Source organism: Streptomyces sp. NPDC059373, from assembly GCF_042751495.1.
In the GTDB taxonomy this organism is placed as follows: domain Bacteria; phylum Actinomycetota; class Actinomycetes; order Streptomycetales; family Streptomycetaceae; genus Actinacidiphila.
In genome coordinates, this window is sequence record NZ_JBHYXC010000004.1 from 61278 (window position 1) to 78012 (window position 16735).

The window sequence follows — 16735 nt, forward strand, 5'->3', positions numbered from 1 at the left end:
GCTCGAGGGCATGACGAACTCCGCGCTCAGCACTCCTCGTAGTCCTGTCCTCGGGCGGGCGCCCGACGCCGGGCGGCGACCGCCTGCCGGGCTGCTGCTCGGCATCATCCTCACGGGCCAGTTCATGGCCCTGCTCGACGTCTTCATCGTCAATGTCGCGGCCCCGACGATCCGTACCGACCTCAACGCCTCCGGCGCCGGGCTCCAGCTCGTCGTCGCCGGCTACACCATCTCGTACGCCGTGCTCCTGATCACCGGTGCGCGGATCGGCGACCTGTGGGGCCACCGCAGGGCGATGCTGGCCGGGCTCGCGCTTTTCACCGTCGCCTCGCTGGCCTGCGGACTCGCCCAGTCGACGGGGGAGTTGATCGCCTTCCGGATCGTGCAGGGCGCGGGGTCGGCGTTGTTCGTCCCCCAGGTGCTGAGCCTCATCCAGCGCAACTTCACCGGTGAGGGGCGGGTGCGTGCGCTGGGCGTGTACGCGGCCGTGCTGTCCTCCGGCGCGGCGATCGGGCAGTCCCTGGGCGGGGTGCTGGTCAGCGCGGACCTGTTCGGGACCGGCTGGCGGCCGGTGTTCCTGGTCAATGTGCCGATCGGCCTCGCCCTGCTGCTGCTTGCCCCGCGGGTCATCCCGCGTGACGCGCCCGGCGTGCCCGAGCGGCGGCGCGGGCTGGATGTGCCGGGGCTGGTGGTGCTGGGCGCGGCCGTGACGCTGCTGACGGTGCCGCTCGTGCTCGGGCAGGAGGAGGGCTGGCCGGTGTGGGGCTGGGTGTCCCTCGGGCTGAGCGCGGTGCTCTTCGGGGTCTTCGTCGCCCTTGAGGCCCGGCTCGCCCGTGGCGGGGGTGCGCCGCTGGTCTCCGGGCGCGTGCTCCGTGCCCCCGGCATGGTGCGGGCCGCCGCCGTCATCTGGCTGACCATGGCGGTCAACGCGGGCTTCCTGTTCGTCTTCGCCCTGCATCTGCAGAGCGGGCTCGGCGAGAGCGCGCTGCACACCGGCCTGACCTTCGCGGCCGCCGCCGTCACCTTCGGGATCGCCGGGCTGTACTGGCGGCGCCTGCCGAAGCGCTCCTACGGTGCGCTGGCTTCCGGCGGGCTGCTGATCGCCGCGGCCTCCCTCGCCGGACTGGGCCTGGTGATGCGGGACGGCGGGCAGCACGAGGCGGGTCTGCTCGTCGTCCTGGCAGGCCTCGGTGCCGGTCTCGGCCTCGCCTTCAGCCCCACCCTGACCCTCGCCCTCGGCCAGGTCGCCCCCGAGGACGCGGCCGACGCGAGCGGCTTTCTGGCCACGGTCACCCAGCTCGGCCAGCTCATCGGCGTCGCGACCTTCGGCACCCTGTTCCTCAACCGGGTGGCGCTGGCCGGCCACGTCCACCCCTCCGCCCACGCGATCGCCGTCACGGCCGCCGCACTGGCCGCCACGGCAGCCGTGGGCGCGGTGGCGGGCCTGCGGCGGTGACGTAAGGCCCCGGCGGGGGACCTGGTGGGCTCAGCGGCCGGCGTACGCGGGCTGGGAGCGCGGGGCCGTGCGGACGGGCGGGCGGCGGCGCCACGCGGAGGCGGTCACGACGCCGGCGACCGCGAGGAAGACCGCGCCGACGACGGGATAGACGGCGGAGAGGGCCATCTCGCCGACCGTCTGGTTGAGCTCGTGCCGCGTGCCGTCGCCGTGGGGGACCATCCACAGGGCGAAGGAGCAGAAGACCACGCCTGCGGCGACCGCGCCGACGGTCCATCTCCGGTCGTGGCGGCGGACGGCCTCGGCGCCGAGGAGCATGACCATCGGCACGCCCCAGACCCAGTGATGGGACCACGAGATGGGGCTGACGATGAGCGCGGTGACGCCGCAGGAGACGGCCGCCCAGGCCAGGCCGTACGGCAGGCGGTCGCCGGCGAGCAGGGCGGCGACCGCCACCGCGAGCCCCGCGCAGGCGATGGCGGCGGCGGGGATGAGCCACCAGCCGGCGGGGTCGCCGGTGTGGACGGCGCGGGCGAGGATGCCCCGCAGCGACTGGTTGGCGGTGTCCTCGCCGTGGCCGACCCGGTCGGCGGCGAAGATGATCTCGGTCCAGAAGCGCTTGGAGTCGTGCGGCAGTGCCAGCAGCGCCAGCGTGACCGTGGTCGCGAAGGTGGTGGCCGCCACGGCCGCCCGGCGCAGGTGGACGTTCCACCCGGGTCCGCCGCGCCGCATGCGCCGTATGCCCAGCGCCGCACCCGCCACCGCCAGGAAGACCACGAAGAGCGCCGGAGTGAGCTTGATCCCGGCCGCGATGCCGATGCCGACCCCCGCCCAGCGGTGGCCCGCCCGCCGGGTCAGATCCCACAGGACCAGGACGGCGAGCAGCAGGTTGATCTGCCCGTACCGCATGGTCGTCCACACCGGCTCGCACCACACCGCGACGGCGGCCACGGCGAGCGTCACGGCGGCCCGCGGCAGCCGCGCCGGGCGGCCGATGAGCCGCAGCGAGAGGTGCACCAGGGCCAGCAGCAGACCCAGGTTGACCAGGTTGACGGCCAGCCGCGCCGCGCTCTCGTCCAGCCACGTCAGCGGGATGAACAGCAGTGCGGCGAAAGGCGGATACGTAGTGGGCAGCTGGGCGTGGGTGGCCCGCATGTCGTACAGGTCGCGGCCCGCGCGCACGGTCCAGCCCTCGGCCCGGTAGACGTCCAGATCGAGCATGGACACGTTGGCGGCGCGCTGCGCCAGGTAGAAAGCGGTGAAGGACAGCAGACACACCACGGCCGCCACCAGCGTGGGCCGACGCGCGATGAAGGCCCGCACCGCCACCCTGCGCTGGGCGTCGGCGATCGTCTGCGTCGCAGTCACGGTGCGTGGCTCCTGAGGTCCGGGCGGTCGGCGCTGCGTAGGCGGCGTAAGGGGCACAGGCGCCTGACACTACCTTCATTCACCAGGACCGCCACCGGGCTCGAACGGTTCCGTTTCACCCCGCCCCCGCATGCCCCGATAAGGATTTGGCCAAACGCGACGGCAGCCCGTAATGTATGCGGAGTCGCCGGGGGGACCCGGGCACAACGACGCGCGGGGCTATAGCTCAGTTGGTAGAGCGCTTGCATGGCATGCAAGAGGTCCGGGGTTCGAATCCCCGTAGCTCCACTCCACGGAACACCTGGCAACACCGAGGGTCTGGACGCCGATGACGGCGGTCAGGCCCTTTTCTGTTGCCGCCGCAGCCCGGCCATGGCGGGCCTCGCCACGGCGGCGGTGATCATGGCCAGTAGCAGGAAGGCGGCCGGGACGCTCAGTGCGTCGCAGGCCCAGGAGAAGGCCGAGGTCACCAGGGCGCCGGCGGCCAGGCCGATCGCGTTGGCGGCGCCGAGGGTCCGGCCCGCGCGGGCCGGGTCGACGGCGCTCAGCAGCATGGAGCGGCCCGCGATGCGGGTGAGGCCGAAGGTGAAGCCGCCGACGAGGTGGTCAGGCCGCCGGGGACGCCGAAGTGCCGGCGCCGCAGGAGCTGCGTACGGTCATGGCCCGCACCCCCGAGGTGATCGCCCGGCGGCACCGCACCTGAGCTACCGCCGGCCGCCCTCCTCGACGCGCAGCGCCAGCGCCGGGCAGCGGCGCACCGCGCGCTGGGCCTGGCCGGTGAGGTGGGCGGGGACCTGGGTGCCGGCGATGTCGGGGTAGCCGTTGCGGTCGAGGCGGACGATCTCGGGGAGGATGCCGGCGCAGAGGCCGTGGCCCTTGCAGAGGGTCCAGTCGACGACGAGCCGCTGGTTGGTGGAGCCGGAGCCGCCCCTGCCGGTGGGGCCCTCGGAGCCGAGCAGCGGGAGGACGCCCTTGACGGGCCGCCCGCAGCCGCCGCCCAGCACATGCGCGGCGAGGTCGTCCGTGAAGGCGCTGATGGAGGAGAGGACGAAGCGCATGGAGCCGTCGGGGTGCTTGCACACGCCCCGGCCCTTCACGCCCATCGCCACCTTGCGCAGCTCCTCCAGGGCCGCCTGGCCGCCGCCGTTGAGGACGTCGCCGAGCAGCGCGGCCATCGCGGGCAGCCCGAGCTTGCAGGGCCCGCACTGGCCCGCTGTCTCGCCCGCGAGCCACTGGGCGACCTTCAGGGATTCGCCGAGCGGGCACAGGCCCGGGTCCAGCGGCAGCAGCGCGCCCGCGCCCAGCGTCGCCTTGTGGGCCTCCAGGCTCTCGCGGGCGATGGTCACCATCGAGGCGACCGACGGGTCGATCCAGCCGCCGTGGTAGCCGCCGACCAGGACACCCTGGCCGACTCCGGCGCCGCACATCTGCAGGATGTACGACATCGGGACGCCGGTCGGCGTCTCGACGACCACCTGCCGGGGCACCGACCCCGACACGGTCAGCATGGCGGTACCGGGCTCGCCGGCCACGCCCGTGGAGCCGTAGCGGATCGCGCCGAGCCGTGCCCCGATGGCGAGTTGGGTGAAGGTCTCGGTGTTGGAGAAGAGCGTGGGCGCGCCGTCGACACCCGCCTCGCTGGCGCTGACCTTGCGGCCGGGCGGCAGCGGAGTGCCGCCGTTGGCGGCCGAGATGATCGACGAGGACTCGCCGGACACGAAGCGTTCCGGCATCCGTACGATCCGGGCTCTGAGTGCCTTGCCGCGCCGGTCGCCGAGGCCGCGCTCGGCCATGGCGTCGCGTATCGAGGCTTCGTTGGTGTCGCGGGTGACGGCGACGACCAGCTGCGAGGCCCCCATCACCTCGGCGGCCAGCAGCGCCCCGTCGAGCATGAGGTGCGGGGCGCGCCGCAGGATCACCGCGTCCTTGCGGCAGGCGGGCTCGCCCTCGGAGCCGTTGACGACGACGACCGGCCGCACACCGGAGCGCCGCACGCTGTCGGCGACGGCGGTCAGCTTCTTGTGGAAGGGGAAGCCCGCGCCGCCCTTGCCGCGCAGGACCATCAGCTCGGCGAGGTCGATCAGTTCGCTCTCGGTCATGCCGGAGGGCATGGAGCCGTGCACCGACAGATGGGTGACCCGGTCGAGGCGCTCGACCTCGTCGAACCCGGCGGTGACCCGGGGCAGTCCGACCGCGCGCACCTCAGGGAGGACGTCGGCGCTGGCGGTCGCGGCGCCACGGACGGCCGGGAGGTTGTCCGGGCGCGGGCTCATCGCTGTCCTCCGTTGTAGTACGGGCCTTGGGCCTGAGAGGGCTGCTGCCAGTTGACGGGCTGCAGGCGGGTGGCGCTCACGTCGGCGGACTCACCGTACGGCACCTGCGTGGGAACTTCCGTGCCGTACGCCGGCGTCTCGTAGTACTGGCCCTGGTCGGGGATCGGCGGGAGCTGCGCGGTGGCGTCGGCGGGCAGCGGCTCGGCGTAGACCGGGGGCAGGCCGGCCAGTGAGTCGGCGGGCGGCGCGACCGGCGGGAAGTTCGGCAGCGGGGGCAGCGGGTCGGTGTACGCGAGCGGGACGCCGTCGTTGCGGCGGGTGGGCTCTGCGCGGCGCGAACGCCCGCGGCTGCCCTGGGGGCTGAGGCCGCCGGTGCCGGAGGCGGAGGGGCGCAGCGGGAAGAGGTTCTCGCCGCGCGTGCTGCGCAGCCGTACGACCAGGGCGATGGCGACGGCGATCAGGCACAGGACGTACATCACGACGAACTGGGTCTTGGCCGTACGCCCGGCGTTGAGCCCGTGCACCAGGGCCGCGCACCAGGAGGCGTACGAGGTGCAGTGCAGGATCCGCCAGCGCACCGGGTGGCGCCGCTCGGCGAAGGCGCTGCGCAGCGCGCCGGTGACGGCGGCAAGGATCATCGTGTACGAGGCGAAGGTGCCCAGGAAGATCAGGAACGCCTGTCCGGTGAAGCCGGCCGGGAGGAAGACCTGGAACATCGTGGCGTGGCCCTCGGCGACCTTGACCGAGATGTGGACGATCAGGAAGCACACGGCGGCCACCCCCAGCCCCCGGTGGATGCCCTGCGTCATGATCCGCTGGCGCGGGCCGAGGATGATCTCGTCGGTGGAGACCAGTCCCCAGATCACGGTGGAGGTCAGGGCGACCAGGCAGAGTACGCCGACCCCGAAGTCGAGGAAGGCACGGATCTGGCCGCTGGTGCCGGCACCGAGGGCGATCAGAAGCGCGCCGATGCCGCCGACGGCGACGAGGCGGGGCAGGCGGGCGGTGCGGAGAGCCTCGGGGAGGGTGTTGCCGCCTGGGGGATTTGACGCAAAAGGGCGGCTCCCGCGGCGGGAGTTGGAGCGTTGAGGGAGGGGGCGCATGCGCAGACGCTACGCATGGGCCACCCATGAGTGTGGTGCTTTTCAGCAACCCCGGGTGTGGATCATTACGAACTGCTAACGTCGGTCTGATCGGCGTGCAGGGTTTTCCCTCAAATGTGCCTCCCAGGTCGCCACTTGACGCTTTCTTGGTAATTACATTCCTCTGGCATGAACAGTTCACCGTAAGAGTGACGCCCTGACGATCCGTCTCGCAGGGGGTTTGATGAGCTCTTCACGCTCCAGAAAACGGCGCACCGGCCTGGCCTTGGCGGCATCGCTGCCGCTGGTCGCCGGCGCGCTGGCGATGGGTATACCCACCGTCGCCCAGGCCGACACCGGCAGCGCGTCCCGTGACGCACTGAGCGGCACCAAGCCCGCTTGGGCGACGGCCAAGGCCGACAAGGGCGCCACCGCCGACTCCAGCAAGGTCTCCGCCCGGGTCTACTTCGCCGGGCGCGATGCCGCTGGTCTCGCGGCCTACGCGAAGGCCGTGTCCGACCCGAGTTCGGCCCTGTACGGCAAGTTCCTCACCGCGAAGCAGGCCGACGCCCGCTTCGGCACCACCAAGCAGCAGGTGGCCGAGGTCAAGTCCTGGCTGACGTCCTCCGGGCTGACGGTCACCGGGACCACGTCCCACTATGTGACGGTCACCGGTGACGTCGCGGCCACCGAGAAGGCGTTCAGCACCTCGCTGCACAACTACAAGAAGGGCAGCAAGACCTACCGCGCGCCCTCGAAGACGGCCTCCGCGCCGGCGTCCCTGAACGGCGCGGTTCTCACCGTGACCGGTCTGGACAACGCCCCGCACGTGGTCAAGCACGACGACACGACCCTGCCTGACCCGAGCGCGGTCTTCAAGAACTCCGGGCCGTTCTCCTCGTACTACGGCTCCAACACCGCCAGCAGCCTGCCGTCCGCCTATGGCTCCAAGCAGCCGTACGCGATCAAGGGCTACACCGGCACGCAGCTGCGCGGCGCGTACGGCGCGAAGAAGGGCAACACCGGTAAGGGCGTCACCGTCGCCATCACCGACGCCTTCGCCTCGCCGTACATCGTCAAGGACGCCAAGACCTACGCGGCCAAGAACGGCGACGCCGCGTACGGCAAGGGCCAGCTCACCCAGGTCCTGCCGTCCTCGTACCAGTACACCGGCGCCGACGAGTGCGACGCGGCCGGCTGGTACGGCGAGGAGACCCTCGACGTCGAGGCCGTGCACGGCGTCGCGCCGAAGGCCGACATCACCTATGTCGGTGCCTCGTCCTGCACCGACGACGACCTGCTCGACGCGCTGAGCAAGGTCGTCGACAACCGGCTCGCCGACATCGTCACCAACTCGTGGGGCGAGGCCGAGCAGTACGACACCCCCGACCTCACCGCCGCGTACGACCAGATCTTCCAGCAGGGCGCGGTCGAGGGCATCGGCTTCTACTTCTCGTCCGGTGACAACGGCGACGAGCTTGCCAACACCGGTGTCAAGCAGGTGGACGCCCCCGCCAACTCCCCGTGGGTCACCGCGGTCGGCGGCACCTCGCTGGCGGTGAGCAAGAGCAACACGTACAACTGGGAAACCAGCTGGGGCACCACCAAGTCGCTGCTCTCCTCGGACGGCAGCAGCTGGGCGTCCCTGCCCGGCACGTACTCGTACGGTGGTGGCGGCGGCACCAGCAAGATCTACGACCAGCCGTTCTACCAGCGCGGTGTCGTGCCGGACTCGCTGGCCCTGGCCAACGGCGGCACCACCAAGCAGCGTGTCGTCCCGGACGTCTCGGCCGTGGGTGACCCGCAGACCGGCTTCCTGGTCGGACAGAGCCAGACCTTCCCCGACGGCTCGATCCAGTACAGCGAGTACCGCATCGGCGGCACCTCGCTCGCCTCGCCGGTCTTCGCGGCCATCCAGGCGCTGGCGCAGCAGGCGCAGGGCGGCGTGCCGATCGGCTTCGCCAACCCGTCGATCTACAACAAGTACGGCACCGCCGCGTATCACGACGTCACCGACTTCCCGCTGGGTGCGGGCAAGCGGTTCGCCGTGGTCCGGGTGGACTACGCCAACGGCTTCGACGCCAGCGGCGGCACCATCACCTCGCTGCGCAGCCTCGGCCGGGACAGCTCGCTGTCCGCGGTCGTCGGCTACGACGACGCCACCGGCGTCGGCAGCCCGGCGAACGGCTACCTGAAGTCGTTCTCCGCGTACGGTGGCCGTCACCACTGACGGCAGGGGCGGGCCCGCACCGGGGTTTCCTACCTCGGTGCGGGCCCTTCCCGCTCTGCGGTAACCTGAGCGCATGCGTGCCGTACGCCTTCTGCTTAGCGAGCCGCGCTGACCAGGACCCATGTCAGTGCGGCGCCCCCTCCTGTGTGAGGGGCTTTTTCATTTCCGCAGGCAGATGACCGCACGGACGGGCCGCAGGCCGTCATGACATCGATGGAGCACCGAGGACGATGAGCGAGACCACCTCCACCCCCTCCGCCGCCGAGACGGCTGCGCCCCACCGCTACACGGCCGAGCTGGCCGCCGAGATCGAGAGCCGCTGGCAGGACTTCTGGGAGGCGGACCAGACCTTCGCCGCCCCGAACCCCACCGGTGACCTGGCCGGCGACGGCGAGCTGGCCAAGCCCAAGGCCTTCGTCATGGACATGTTCCCGTACCCCTCCGGCGCGGGGCTGCACGTCGGCCACCCCCTGGGCTACATCGCCACCGATGTCTTCGCCCGCTTCCAGCGCATGACCGGCCACAATGTGCTGCACACCCTGGGCTTCGACGCCTTCGGCCTGCCCGCCGAGCAGCACGCGGTCGCCACGGGAACGCACCCGCGCGTGTCGACCGAGGCCGCCATGGAGAACATGAAGCGGCAGCTGCGCCGACTGGGCCTGGGCCACGACAAGCGCCGGTCGATCGCGACGATCGACCCGGACTACTACAAGTGGACCCAGTGGATCTTCCTGCAGATCTACAACTCCTGGTACGACGAGGAGGCCGACAAGGCCCGCCCGATCTCCGAGCTGATCGCGGCCTTCGCCGACGGCTCGCGCCCGACGCCGGACGGCCGCCCCTGGGCCGAGCTGACCGTCGCCGAGCGCGAGGCGGTGCTGGGTGACCACCGGCTGGCGTACTCCTCCCAGTCGCCGGTCAACTGGTGCCCGGGGCTGGGCACCGTGCTGGCCAACGAGGAGGTCACCGCCGACGGCCGCTCCGAGCGCGGCAACTTCCCGGTCTTCAAGGCCAACCTGCGCCAGTGGATGATGCGCATCACCGCCTACGCCGACCGTCTGCTGAGCGACCTGGACGCCCTGGACTGGCCCGAGGCGATCAAGCTGCAGCAGCGCAACTGGATCGGCCGGTCCGAGGGCGCGCGCGTCGGCTTCGCCGTGGACGGCCGCGACGAGAAGATCACCGTCTTCACGACCCGCCCCGACACCCTGTTCGGCGCCACCTACATGGTGCTGGCCCCCGAGCACCCCCTGATCGACACCGTCGTCCCGGCCACCTGGCCCGAGGGCACCCGCGAGGCCTGGACGGGCGGCGCGAACACCCCGGCGGAGGCCGTGGAGGCGTACCGCAAGCAGGCGGCCGCCAAGTCGGACGTCGAGCGGCAGACCGAGGGCAAGAACAAGACCGGCGTCTTCAGCGGCGCGTACGCGGTAAACCCGGTCAACGGCGAGAAGATCCCGGTCTTCGTCGCCGACTACGTCCTGATGGGCTACGGCACCGGCGCGATCATGGCCGTCCCCGGCCAGGACGAGCGCGACTGGGAGTTCGCCACCGTCTTCGAGCTGCCGATCGTACGGACCGTCCAGCCCCCCGAGGGCTGGGAGGGCGAGGCCTTCACCGGCCAGGGTCCGGCGATCAACTCCGCGAACGACGAGATCGACCTGAACGGCCTGGACGTCCCCGAGGCCAAGCGCCGGATCATCGCCTACCTGGAGCAGCGCGGCATCGGCGAGGGGACCGTCAACTTCCGGCTGCGCGACTGGCTGTTCAGCCGCCAGCGCTACTGGGGCGAGCCCTTCCCGATCGTCTACGACGAGGACGGCGTCGCCCACGCGCTGCCCGAGTCGATGCTGCCGCTGGAGCTGCCCGAGGTCGAGGACTACTCGCCCCGCACCTTCGACCCGGACGACGCCGACACCGAGCCCGAGACCCCGCTGTCGCGCAACGAGGACTGGGTCGACGTCGAGCTGGACCTGGGCGACGGGCGCGGTGTGCGCCGCTACCGCCGCGAGACCAACACCATGCCCAACTGGGCGGGCTCCTGCTGGTACGAGCTGCGCTACCTGGACCCGCACAACGACCAGCGCCTGGTCGACCCCGAGATCGAGCAGTACTGGATGGGGCCGCGCGAGGGCCGGCCGCACGGCGGCGTCGACCTGTACGTCGGCGGCGCCGAGCACGCCGTGCTGCACCTGCTGTACGCCCGCTTCTGGTCCAAGGTGCTGCACGACCTGGGGCATGTGTCCTCCGTCGAGCCGTTCCACAAGCTGTTCAACCAGGGCATGATCCAGGCGTATGTCTACCGCGACAGCCGGGGCTTCCCGGTGCCCGCCGCCGAGGTCGAGGAGCGGGACGGCGCCTGGTTCTGGCAGGGACAGCCCGTCAAGCGCGAGCTGGGCAAGATGGGCAAGTCCCTGAAGAACGCCGTCACGCCGGACGAGATCTGCGCCGAGTACGGTGCCGACACGCTGCGCCTGTACGAGATGGCGATGGGCCCGCTGGATGTGTCCAGGCCGTGGGACACCCGGGCCGTCGTCGGCCAGTACCGGCTGCTGCAGCGGCTGTGGCGCAATGTCGTCGACGAGACGACCGGCGAGGTCACGGTCACCGACGCCGAGCCGGACGAGGCGACACTGCGCGCGCTGCACAAGACGATCGACGGGGTGAGGGGGGATCTGGCCGGGCTGCGTTTCAACACCGCCATCGCCAAGATCACCGAGCTGAACAACCACCTGACCAAGGCCGGCGGCCCCGTGCCGCGCTCGGTCGCCGAGCCGCTGGTCCTGCTGATCGCGCCGCTGGCCCCGCACATCGCCGAGGACCTGTGGCGCCGGCTGGGCCACACCGGTTCGCTGGCCCACACCGACCTGCCCGCCGCCGACCCGGCGCTGGTCCAGGACGAGTCCGTGACCTGCGTCGTCCAGATCAAGGGCAAGGTCAAGGCCCGCCTGGAGGTCCCGCCGACCATCGCCGACGCCGACCTGGAGGCCCAGGCGCTGGCCGAGCCGGCGGTCGTCGCGGCACTGGGCGGCGCGGACATTCGCAAGGTGATCGTGCGGGCGCCGAAACTGGTCAACATCGTGACCGGCTGACGCCCCGACGATGTAACCCTTAGGGGCAGGTTGGGGGTTCCCCCGGAACCCCCAACCTGCCCTGTGCGTTTACGGTGGACGTAGTCCACCGAGCAGAGGAGCCGTCGTGGAAATCGCCGTCGCCGTGATCCTGCTCCTCTTCGCCTCCTTCGTGACCCTCGGCGTCGTCGCCACGGTGAAGACCGTGCGGGCCGTGAAGCGTGGCGTCGAGCGCACCGGTCTGCAGGCCCGCCGGATGGTCGAGGACACCACGCTCCGGGCCCGTAGCTACGCCCAGCCGGGGCCGGCGGGGCAGCTCGCGGAGCTGCGGCTCTCGCTGCGCACGTCGATCGCCAGCACCCGGGAGGCGCTGGAGTCGGAGGCGGCGTCGGATCCCTCGCTCACCGAGGCCGTCGGGCTACTGACCCGGCTTCGCGGCCACGCCAGGCAACTCGACGCCGAACTACGGCTGTTGGAGCGGGAGCCCGACCGGGGGCGTATCGCTGCCCGGCTCCCCGAACTCGAGGAACGTACCCGCCGCATCACCCACTCCGCGGACTCGCTGCGCTGGGCCGCCCAGGACCGCGCCCGGCAGTTCGCCGACGACGACCTCGCTGCGCTGGGCCGCGACATCGACATCGAGGCGGGAGCACTGCGGCACTGGGCGCCCGCGACGCCTGAGGCCACGGAGGCGGGCACCGAGGCGAAGCGCCTTGGCTGATCCGGCGCGGTTGGTCCTGGCTGATCCGGCGCGGGGCGGTCCGGGGTGATCCGGGGCGGGGCGGTCCCGGTTGATCCGGCTCGGGGCCTGGGCTGATCCGGGCGGGGTCCGGGGCTGACGGGGGCGGGGCCTCGGCTGATCTTGACGGGGTCTTGGCTGATCCGGGCGGGGCCGTACTGTCCTCGGCCCCCGCCCACGGGTAACCTCCCGCACATGTCGTCCCATGTCGCTATCGTCACCGATTCCACGGCCTACCTGCCGCAGGAGGCCCTGGCCAGGCACCGGATCACCGTGGTGCCGCTCGCGGTGGTGATCGGCGACGAGGCACTGGAAGAGGGTACCGAGGTCTCCGCCCCGGCCGTCGCGCGGGCGCTGCAGCGACGCAAACCGGTGACCACGTCCCGGCCCAGCCCGGAGGAGTTCGCCGCCGCGTACCGGGCGGCGGTGGAGGCGGGCGCGGACGCCATCGTCTCCCTGCATCTGTCGGCCGAGTTCTCCGGCACATACGACGCGGCGCTGCTGGCGGCGGGGGACGCCTCCGTCCCGGTGCGGGTCGTGGACACCGGGATGGTAGCGATGGCGCTGGGCTTCCCCGTGCTGAGCGCGGCGGAGGCGGCAGAGGCGGGCGGCTCCGCCGACGACATCGTGGCGGCGGCGGAGAAGCGGGCCTCGGACACGTCCGCGTACTTCTACGTCGACACCCTCGACTATCTGCGGCGCGGCGGCCGGATCGGCGCCGCGCAGGCACTGCTGGGGTCTGCCCTCGCGGTCAAGCCGCTGCTCCAGCTGGTGGAGGGCCGCATCCAGCTCATGGAGAAGGTCCGCACCGCCTCCAAGGCCGTCGCCCGGCTGGAGGAAATCGTGGTCGAGCGGGCCGGAAGCCGGCGGGTCGACATCGCCGTCCACCACCTCGCCTCCGCCGAGCGCGCCGCCGTCCTCGCCGACCGCCTGCGGGAGCGCGTGCCCGGCCTGGAGAGCCTCGTGGTCAGCGAGGTCGGCGCGGTGATCGGTGCGCACACCGGGCCGGGGCTGCTGGGAGCGGTCGTCTCGCCGCACTGAACTGGTGCCGGTGAGTTGTCGAGTTGGTTATCCACAGGGATTTGCCAAGATCATCTTTGGGGCTCGGGCTTCTCTAACGTCGGCTGCATGGCATCTTTCACCGCACTCCGCCCCAAACGGCCCCGCCCTGCCTCTCTGCTCCTCGACCGCGCGGCCGCGCTGTTCGAGCCTGGGCCTGGGCCCGGGCTTGGGCCTGCTGGGCCTGGGCCTGTGCCTACTGGGCCTGTGCCTGAGGCCGCTGTTTCTGCGGGCTCAGCGCCTGATTCGGCGGGCCGCCCACCGCCTGAGGCGCCGGGAGTCATGGTCCGGGTGCGCGGGTGGCTGTATGTGCGCTGCGGGATGGAGCCGAAGACCGTGGCGGCGTTGGCGGTGGTGCTGGTGGCGGCGGTCTGCTTCGCGGCGTACCACTTCTGGGCGGGGAAGCCGCAGACGGTGGCGGTGCCGCGGGTGTCGGCGGCAGCCCCGGTGGCAGGCGTGCCGCGGCCGGCGCCTTCGCCGGGGCCGCCGGTTGTGGCCGGGGCGCGGACGGGCGCCGGGGTGGTCGTCGACGTCGCCGGCAAGGTCCGCAGACCGGGGGTACGGAAGCTGCCGGCCGGTTCCCGCGTCGCGGACGCGGTGAAGGCGGCGGGCGGGGCGCTCCCCGGCGCGGACACCAGCGGCCTGAACCTCGCCCGCGTCCTGGCCGACGGAGAACAAGTCGTCGTCGGCGCCCCGGCTCTGGCCCCGGCACCCGGCCCGTCCGGCAGCGCACCGGGCCCGACCGCCCCCGTCAGCCTGAGCACCGCCACCCCGGAGCAGTTGGAAGCCCTGCCGGGCGTGGGCCCGGTGCTGGCCCAGCACATCATCGACTACCGCACCCAGCACGGCGGGTTCACCTCCATCGACCAGCTCAACGAAGTCACCGGCATCGGCGACCGCCGCTTCGCGGACCTGAAGCCCCTGGTCACCCCATGACCGCGCCGCCGACTCCGCCCGTACGTCCCGCCGTTCACGCCACCGCCGCCTCACCCCGCGGCGCCTCCAACCCCCACCAGGACACCCCGCCCGACCTCCGCCTCGTCCCGCCCGCCCTCGCCTCCTGGTTCACCGCCGCGTGGGCGCTCGGCGCCCCCGGGGGAGTGTCGGCCGCAGCCTGCGCTTCGGCCGTGGCCCTGGCCATCACGCTGCTCGCGCTCACGCTGCGGCGCCGCCGCGCCCAAGGCGGCCATCCGGTCGCCTTACGGCGATCAGGGGTCGCGGCGGTCACCGTCCTGCTCTGCGCGGCGGCGACCGGTGGTGTCGCCGCCCTGCATGCGGCGGACCTGCACCGAGGGCCGGTGCCCGCCCTCGCCGCCGAACATGCCCGCGCCACGGTGGAGTTGAGGCTCAGCGGGGACGCCCGCACCATCCGCCCCCGGGTCCGGGGAGCGGCTCGGGCGCCGGCGGCGGCGATGGTGGAGGCCGAGGCCGTCCGCGTCACGGCGTACGGCAGCACGGCGGTGGTACGTACGCCGGTGCTGGTCATCGCGGACCGGCCGGCGGAGCCCTGGCTGCGGTTGCTGCCGTCCACCCACGTCACCGTCGATGCCCGGCTGGCCCCGCCGGCCCGCCCGGGCGACCGCGTGGCCGCCGTGCTGTCCGTGCACGGCCTGCCCCGGGTGACCCGGTCGCCCACCTCCGTGCAGCAAACGGCGGGCCGCCTGCGCGCGGGCCTGCGCACAGCCACCGCCGGCCTCCCGCCCGACGCCCGCGCGCTGCTGCCGGGCCTGGTGGTGGGGGACACCTCCCGCATCCCGCCCGAGCTGCACGACGCCTTCGAGGCCACCGACCTGACCCATCTCACCGCCGTGTCCGGTTCGAACCTCGCGATCATCCTGATACTGCTCATCGGCCCGCCAGGCACCGCCATCCTCGCCGAACGAGGCGGCCTGGCACCCCGCCTCGGCATCCCACTCCGGGCGACAGCCGTGCTGGGCGGCGTGCTCACGATCGCCTTCGTGATCGTCTGCCGCCCGGACCCGAGCGTGCTGCGGGCCGCCGCGTGCGGGCTGATCACACTGCTGGCCATCGCCACCGGCCGCCGACGCTCGCTGATCCCCGCCCTGGCGGCCGCCGTCCTCCTGCTGTTGCTCTACGACCCGTGGCTGGCCCGCTCGTACGGCTTCCTGCTCTCCGTCCTCGCCACGGCCGCCCTGCTCACCCTCGCCCCGCTCTGGAGCGCCGCCCTCCAGCGCCGCCGGGTGCCGCCCCGACTGGCGGAGGTGCTCGCGGCTGCGGCCTCCGCGCAGGCGGCGTGCGCGCCTGTGGTGGCCGTGCTGGCCGCGCACGTCAGCCTGGTCGCGGTGCCGTGCAATCTGCTGGCCGAACTCGCGGTCGCCCCGGCCACGGTGCTCGGCTTCGCGGCGCTCGCAGCGGCGCCGGTCGCGATGCCCGCCGCCAAGGCCCTTGCCTGGCTGGCCGGTTGGCCCACGGCCTGGATCGCCGCCGTCGCCCGCCACGGCGCCGCGCTGCCCGGCGCCACCGTCGACTGGCCCGGCAGCTGGGCGGGCGCGGCCCTCCTCGCGGCGCTCACGGTGGCCGGCGTCCTGCTCGGCCGGCGCCTGCTGCGGCACCCGTGGCTGTGCGCCGCGGCCGTGCTGCTCCTCCTGCTGGCAGTCCTGCGTCCCGCCCCGCTGCCCAGAAGCCTCACCGGCTGGCCGCCGCCCGGCTGGCGGCTCGTCGCCTGCGACGTGGGTCAGGGCGATGCCCTGGTCCTGTCAGCCGGGGCCGGCACCGCCGTCGTCATCGACACCGGCCCCGAGCCCGCCCTCGCCGACCGCTGCCTGAGCTCCCTCGGCGTCACGACCATCCCGCTCCTCGTCCTCACCCACTTCCACGCCGACCATGTCGACGGCCTCCCCGGCGTCCTGCGCGGCCGCACGGTGGGCGCGATCGAGACCACCACCCTCGACGAACCGCCCGGCCAAGCCGCCTTCGTGCGACGCCAGGCCGCCGCCGCCCACATCCCCCTCATCCGCGCCGCCGCCGGCGAACACCGCCGCCTCGCCGCCCTGGACTGGCAGATCCTCTGGCCGCCACCAACCCCCTCCGCCCTCCCCGACGACGGTCCCAACGACGCCAGCATCGCCCTCCTCGTCCGCACCGCCGGGCTCACCCTCATGCTCCTCGGCGACCTCGAACCCGCCGCCCAGCAACGCCTCCTCACTGCCGTCCCCGACCTCCCCCGCGTCGACGTCCTCAAAGTCGCCCACCACGGCTCGGCCTACCAAGATCACGCCCTCCTGGCCCGCCTCCACCCCCGCCTCGCCCTCATCTCCTGCGGCGCCGACAACCCCTACGGCCACCCCTCCCCCCGCACCGTCGCGGCCCTCCGCGCCCAGGGCGCCACCGTCCTCCGCACCGACACCGACGGCCCCATCGCCGTCACAGGCAACCCCCAACACCTCCGCGCCGCCCTCATAGGCCCCGCCCTCAGGTAGCACTTCGATTCATCGCG

11 protein-coding genes and 1 tRNA gene are annotated in these 16735 nt (G+C 72.8%); 8 read left to right on the forward strand and 4 right to left on the reverse strand.

What is annotated here, in order from left to right; all coding sequences use genetic code 11:
* Positions 1-10 precede the first annotated feature (10 nt).
* A complete protein-coding gene (locus ACFXJ5_RS10435) occupies positions 11-1456 on the forward strand; it encodes an MFS transporter (protein ID WP_384629698.1) in 1446 nt (481 codons plus the stop codon).
* Positions 1457-1486: 30 nt separating this feature from the next.
* On the opposite strand, the gene ACFXJ5_RS10440 is transcribed toward ACFXJ5_RS10435, so the two are convergent.
* Positions 1487-2824, reverse strand: a complete 1338-nt coding sequence (locus ACFXJ5_RS10440; RefSeq protein WP_384629701.1) for a glycosyltransferase 87 family protein — start codon at positions 2822-2824, stop codon at positions 1487-1489.
* A gap of 215 nt (positions 2825-3039) precedes the next feature.
* Between ACFXJ5_RS10440 and ACFXJ5_RS10445 the strand changes: the two genes are divergently transcribed.
* Positions 3040-3112 (forward strand) — tRNA-Ala (locus ACFXJ5_RS10445).
* Positions 3113-3162: 50 nt separating this feature from the next.
* Here ACFXJ5_RS10445 and ACFXJ5_RS10450 read toward each other — a convergent pair.
* The 3 genes from ACFXJ5_RS10450 to ACFXJ5_RS10460 all read right to left on the reverse strand — a co-directional run bounded on the left by ACFXJ5_RS10450 (position 3163) and on the right by ACFXJ5_RS10460 (position 6200).
* Positions 3163-3378 carry a hypothetical protein gene (locus tag ACFXJ5_RS10450; protein WP_384629704.1) on the reverse strand — a complete coding sequence of 72 codons (216 nt, stop codon included), beginning with the start codon at positions 3376-3378 and terminating at the stop codon, positions 3163-3165.
* Between the two features lie 150 nt (positions 3379-3528).
* Positions 3529-5097 (reverse strand): NADH-ubiquinone oxidoreductase-F iron-sulfur binding region domain-containing protein, encoded by a 1569-nt coding sequence (locus tag ACFXJ5_RS10455; RefSeq protein ID WP_384629706.1) that lies wholly within the window; start codon positions 5095-5097, stop codon positions 3529-3531.
* Positions 5094-6200, reverse strand: a complete 1107-nt coding sequence (locus ACFXJ5_RS10460) for a cytochrome b/b6 domain-containing protein (RefSeq protein WP_384629708.1) — start codon at positions 6198-6200, stop codon at positions 5094-5096. Before ACFXJ5_RS10460 ends, ACFXJ5_RS10455 begins: the two co-directional genes overlap by 4 nt.
* 223 nt (positions 6201-6423) lie before the next feature.
* Here ACFXJ5_RS10460 and ACFXJ5_RS10465 point away from each other — a divergent pair, with 223 nt between their 5' ends.
* The 6 genes from ACFXJ5_RS10465 (at position 6424) to ACFXJ5_RS10490 (ending at position 16718) form a co-directional block, all read left to right on the forward strand.
* Positions 6424-8409 (forward strand): protease pro-enzyme activation domain-containing protein, encoded by a 1986-nt coding sequence (locus ACFXJ5_RS10465; RefSeq protein ID WP_384629711.1) that lies wholly within the window; start codon positions 6424-6426, stop codon positions 8407-8409.
* 230 nt (positions 8410-8639) lie between these two features.
* Positions 8640-11501 (forward strand): leucine--tRNA ligase, encoded by a 2862-nt coding sequence (gene leuS, locus ACFXJ5_RS10470; protein WP_384629714.1) that lies wholly within the window; start codon positions 8640-8642, stop codon positions 11499-11501.
* 106 nt (positions 11502-11607) lie between these two features.
* Positions 11608-12201 carry a hypothetical protein gene (locus tag ACFXJ5_RS10475; RefSeq protein ID WP_384629717.1) on the forward strand — a complete coding sequence of 198 codons (594 nt, stop codon included), beginning with the start codon at positions 11608-11610 and terminating at the stop codon, positions 12199-12201.
* A gap of 213 nt (positions 12202-12414) precedes the next feature.
* Entirely contained in the window at positions 12415-13260 is an 846-nt protein-coding gene (locus tag ACFXJ5_RS10480) for a DegV family protein (RefSeq protein WP_384629720.1), read from the forward strand.
* 300 nt (positions 13261-13560) lie between these two features.
* Entirely contained in the window at positions 13561-14214 is a 654-nt protein-coding gene (locus ACFXJ5_RS10485) for a helix-hairpin-helix domain-containing protein (RefSeq protein ID WP_384629723.1), read from the forward strand.
* Positions 14211-16718, forward strand: coding sequence for a ComEC/Rec2 family competence protein (locus tag ACFXJ5_RS10490; RefSeq protein ID WP_384629726.1), 2508 nt, complete (start codon positions 14211-14213; stop codon positions 16716-16718). The genes ACFXJ5_RS10485 and ACFXJ5_RS10490 overlap by 4 nt, the downstream gene beginning before the upstream one ends.
* The last annotated feature ends 17 nt before the right edge of the window (positions 16719-16735 follow it).